This window comes from Thermosulfurimonas sp. (assembly GCF_015491435.1).
Taxonomy (GTDB): Bacteria; Desulfobacterota; Thermodesulfobacteria; order Thermodesulfobacteriales; family Thermodesulfobacteriaceae; genus Thermosulfurimonas_A.
In genome coordinates this window covers 1-3,397 of record NZ_WFVX01000003.1, presented here as the reverse complement: position 1 = coordinate 3,397, position 3,397 = coordinate 1, and the positions used below count along the sequence as shown (strand labels likewise).

General features: G+C 58.3%; 4 protein-coding genes. All 4 read left to right on the top strand.

Features of this window, described 5'->3' with window-relative positions; genetic code table 11:
* On the top strand, positions 1–1,396 hold a 1,396-nt coding region (locus F8J34_RS00100; protein ID WP_297055011.1), incomplete at its 5' end, for a DNA translocase FtsK.
* Positions 1,353–1,994, top strand: a complete 642-nt coding sequence (locus F8J34_RS00095) for an outer membrane lipoprotein carrier protein LolA (RefSeq protein WP_297055009.1) — start codon at positions 1,353–1,355, stop codon at positions 1,992–1,994. The genes F8J34_RS00100 and F8J34_RS00095, both read left to right, overlap by 44 nt.
* Before the next feature lie 2 nt (positions 1,995–1,996).
* A complete protein-coding gene (gene nadA / locus F8J34_RS00090) occupies positions 1,997–2,914 on the top strand; it encodes a quinolinate synthase NadA (protein WP_297055006.1) in 918 nt (305 codons plus the stop codon).
* Positions 2,915–2,918: 4 nt separating this feature from the next.
* Positions 2,919–3,299: a HEPN domain-containing protein gene (locus tag F8J34_RS00085; protein ID WP_297055003.1), complete on the top strand. Its 381-nt coding sequence runs from the start codon at positions 2,919–2,921 to the stop codon at positions 3,297–3,299.
* The last annotated feature ends 98 nt before the right edge of the window (positions 3,300–3,397 follow it).

The window sequence follows — 3,397 nt, the reverse complement described above, 5'->3', positions numbered from 1 at the left end:
GGGGAAGGGGTTCCCTCCGCCGCTGGATCTCCTCCTTCTCCCCCCTTCCGACCGGACGGGGCCCAACAAGAGCGACCTGGAGGCCCTGGGGCGAACCCTGGAGGAAAAACTGCGGGAATTCGGGGTGGAGGGTAAGGTCTGCGGCATCAATCCCGGCCCGGTGATCACCGTTTACGAATTCAAACCCGCCCCGGGGATAAAGATCAACCGCATCGTTTCCCTGGCCGATGACCTGGCCCTGGGTCTTTCGGCCGAAAGCGTGCGCATCGTGGCCCCCATTCCCGGAAAGGACGTGGTGGGGATCGAGGTCTCCAATCCCCGCCGGGAGACGGTCTATCTGCGCGAAATCCTGGAGAGCGAAGCCTTTCGTAAGTCTCGCTCCCCGCTTACCCTGGCCCTGGGCAAGGACCAATCCGGCCATCCGGTGGTGGCGGATCTGGCCCGGATGCCCCATCTCCTCATCGCCGGGGCCACCGGAACCGGAAAGAGTGTCTTCATCCATTCGGTCATCCTGAGTCTCATCTATAAGAACACCCCGGAGCGGGTTCGCTTCCTGCTCATCGATCCCAAACGCATCGAACTTTCCACCTATGAGGGCATTCCCTATCTCCTGCATCCGGTGGTCCTGGAACCCAAGCTGGCCACCCGGGCCCTGCGCTGGGCGGTGGAGGAGATGGAACGGCGCTATACCCTGCTCGAGGAAAGCCGGGCCCGCAATCTGGACACTTACAACCGCCAGGCCGAGGAAAAATTACCCTATATCGTGATCATCATCGACGAACTAGCGGATCTCATGGTGGTATCCTCCAAGGAGGTGGAGACCCTTCTCACCCGTCTGGCTCAGATGGCCCGAGCCTCGGGGATCCACCTGTTGCTGGCCACCCAGCGTCCTTCGGTGGATGTGATCACCGGGCTGATCAAGGCCAACTTCCCGGCCCGTCTCTCCTTCCAGGTCTCCTCCCGCACCGATTCCCGAACCATCCTGGACGTTCAGGGAGCCGAGCGTCTCCTGGGAGCCGGAGACATGCTCTTTCTTCCTCCCGGGGCCTCCAAACTTCGGCGTATTCACGCCCCCTATGTCTCCGAATCCGAGGTTCAGCAGGTGGTAGAATACCTCCGGGCCCAGGGTGCACCGGAATATCTGGCCGACTTCGAAGCCTTACCCGAGGGAGAGGAAGGGCCGGAGCAGGATCTCGAAGAGGAGGATGAACTTTATCGCCAGGCGGTGGAAATCGCGGTTCAGCAGGGTAAAATTTCGGTCTCCATGCTACAGAGGCGCCTGCGCATAGGGTATAATCGGGCCGCCAGGCTCGTAGAACGTATGGAAAAGGAGGGTATCGTTGGTCCGAGCGATGGTGTACGTCCTCGCCCTGTTCTTTTGGGCCGTAAGCCTTAAGGCCGAACCGATCCTCCCGGAGGTGGTCCTTCACCGGGTGGAGGACTTTTACCTCCGCACGCAGACCCTTTCCGGGGCCTTCACCCAGGAAGTCTATTGGCGCAAAAAGCTCGAGGTGGAAACCTCCGGAGGGCGATTCTGGTTCTCCAAACCCGATCTCCTGCGCTGGGAGTACGATTATCCGGAAAAACTGGTTATCGTTTCCGACGGAAAAAGGGTCTATTATTACTCTCAGCCCGATGCGCAGGTCTTCGTTTTCGACCCCCGGAGGGCCTTCTCCCGCCTGGTCCTGGCCCTGCTCTCGGGAAAGGCCCGTCTGAGCCAAAATTTTCGCCTTCTCTCCGGGGCCCCGGCGGAGAGAGGATTCTATTTCCTGGAACTCAAGCCCCGGGGGGATCAGAGCGTCTCCCGGGTCAAACTCAAGGTAGAACTGAGCACAGGTGAAATAAGGGAAATCTGGTCCTGGGATCCTCTGGGAAATCTTACCCATCTCGTCCTCAAGGACCTGAGGATCAATCCCAGGATCGATCCCCAGAGGTTCGTCTTCAGGATTCCCAAGGGGGTGGAGGTCATCCAGGAAAAGGAAGGAGGTTCCTGAAAATGGAAAGAGAGAAACTTCAGGCCGAGATACGAAAGCTGGCCCGGGATCGTAAGGCCCTCATTCTGGCCCACAATTATCAGCCCCCGGAGATCCAGGATATCGCCGATCTGGTGGGGGATTCCCTGGAACTTTCCCTCAAGGCCTCCCGGACCGATGCGGAGGTGATCGTCTTCTGCGGGGTGCTTTTCATGGCCGAGACCGCCCACATCGTTTCCCCGGAAAAGATCGTCCTTTTTCCGGCTCCTCAGGCCTGCTGTGCCATGGCCAGCATGGTATCCCCGGAGGATGTCCGGGCTCTCCGGGAGGCCCATCCCGGCGCCCCGGTGGTCACCTATGTAAATTCCTACGCCGAGGTCAAGGCCGAAAGCGACATCTGCTGCACCTCGGCCAACGTGGTACGGGTCATCGCCAGTCTTCCGGAAAAGGAGATCATCTGCCTTCCGGATCGTAACCTGGCCCTCTATGCCCAACGTCATTTTCCGGAAAAGCGCATTATCTATCACGAGGGATTCTGCCCCTTTCACGACGTGCTCTCTCCGGAGGATGTAAAACGGGCCCGCGAGGCCCATCCCGAGGCCCTTTTCATCGCCCATCCCGAATGTCGGCCCGAGGTCATAGACCTTGCCGATCACGTGGCCTCCACCAGCGGCATGCTTCGCTTCTGTCGCGAGTCCACCCATCGGGAATTCATTATCGGGACCGAGGTGGGGCTGCTTTATCCCCTGCGGAAACAGAATCCGGACAAAAAGTTCTATCCCGCTTCGGAAAAGATGATCTGTGAATCCATGAAATTGACCACCCTGGAGCTGGTCTATCAGGCCCTGGAGAACCTGGAGCCCCGGGTGGTGGTTCCGGAGGAGGTCCGGGTGCGGGCCCTTCGGGCGGTAAAACGGATGCTTGAGATCCCCAGGGGGTAAAGCCTTGAGCGAGACCCTCAAACTTTTCGCCCAACGGGCGGAAAAATTCTTCCGCGAAGCCCTCCGCCATTTCGAGGAGGGGGATCTGGAGCTTTCCGCCTTCTTTGCCGAACAGAGCGCTCAGCTTCTCCTTAAAACCTATCTCCTCAAACACACCGGCACCTTTCCCCAGACTCATAATCTGCACCGTCTTTTTCGGGAAGCCGCTAAAGTGGACGCTACCTGGGAGACTTTCTACCGGGATAGAGTTTCGGTGGTGGACGACCTTTATCAGGCCTATTTCACCTCCCGTTATCTTCCCTTTGAATTCGAAAAGGAAGCCGTGATCCGCATGCTTGAATTCCTGAAAGACCTCCGGAGGCGCCTGGGTGGATCTCCATCTTGAACCCTATATCGAAACCGTACGGGAACTTAAACCCTATTTTGAAAACTGGGAGGAAATCCTGCGCGAGTTTTTGCGGCTATGGATTTCTAAAGGATATC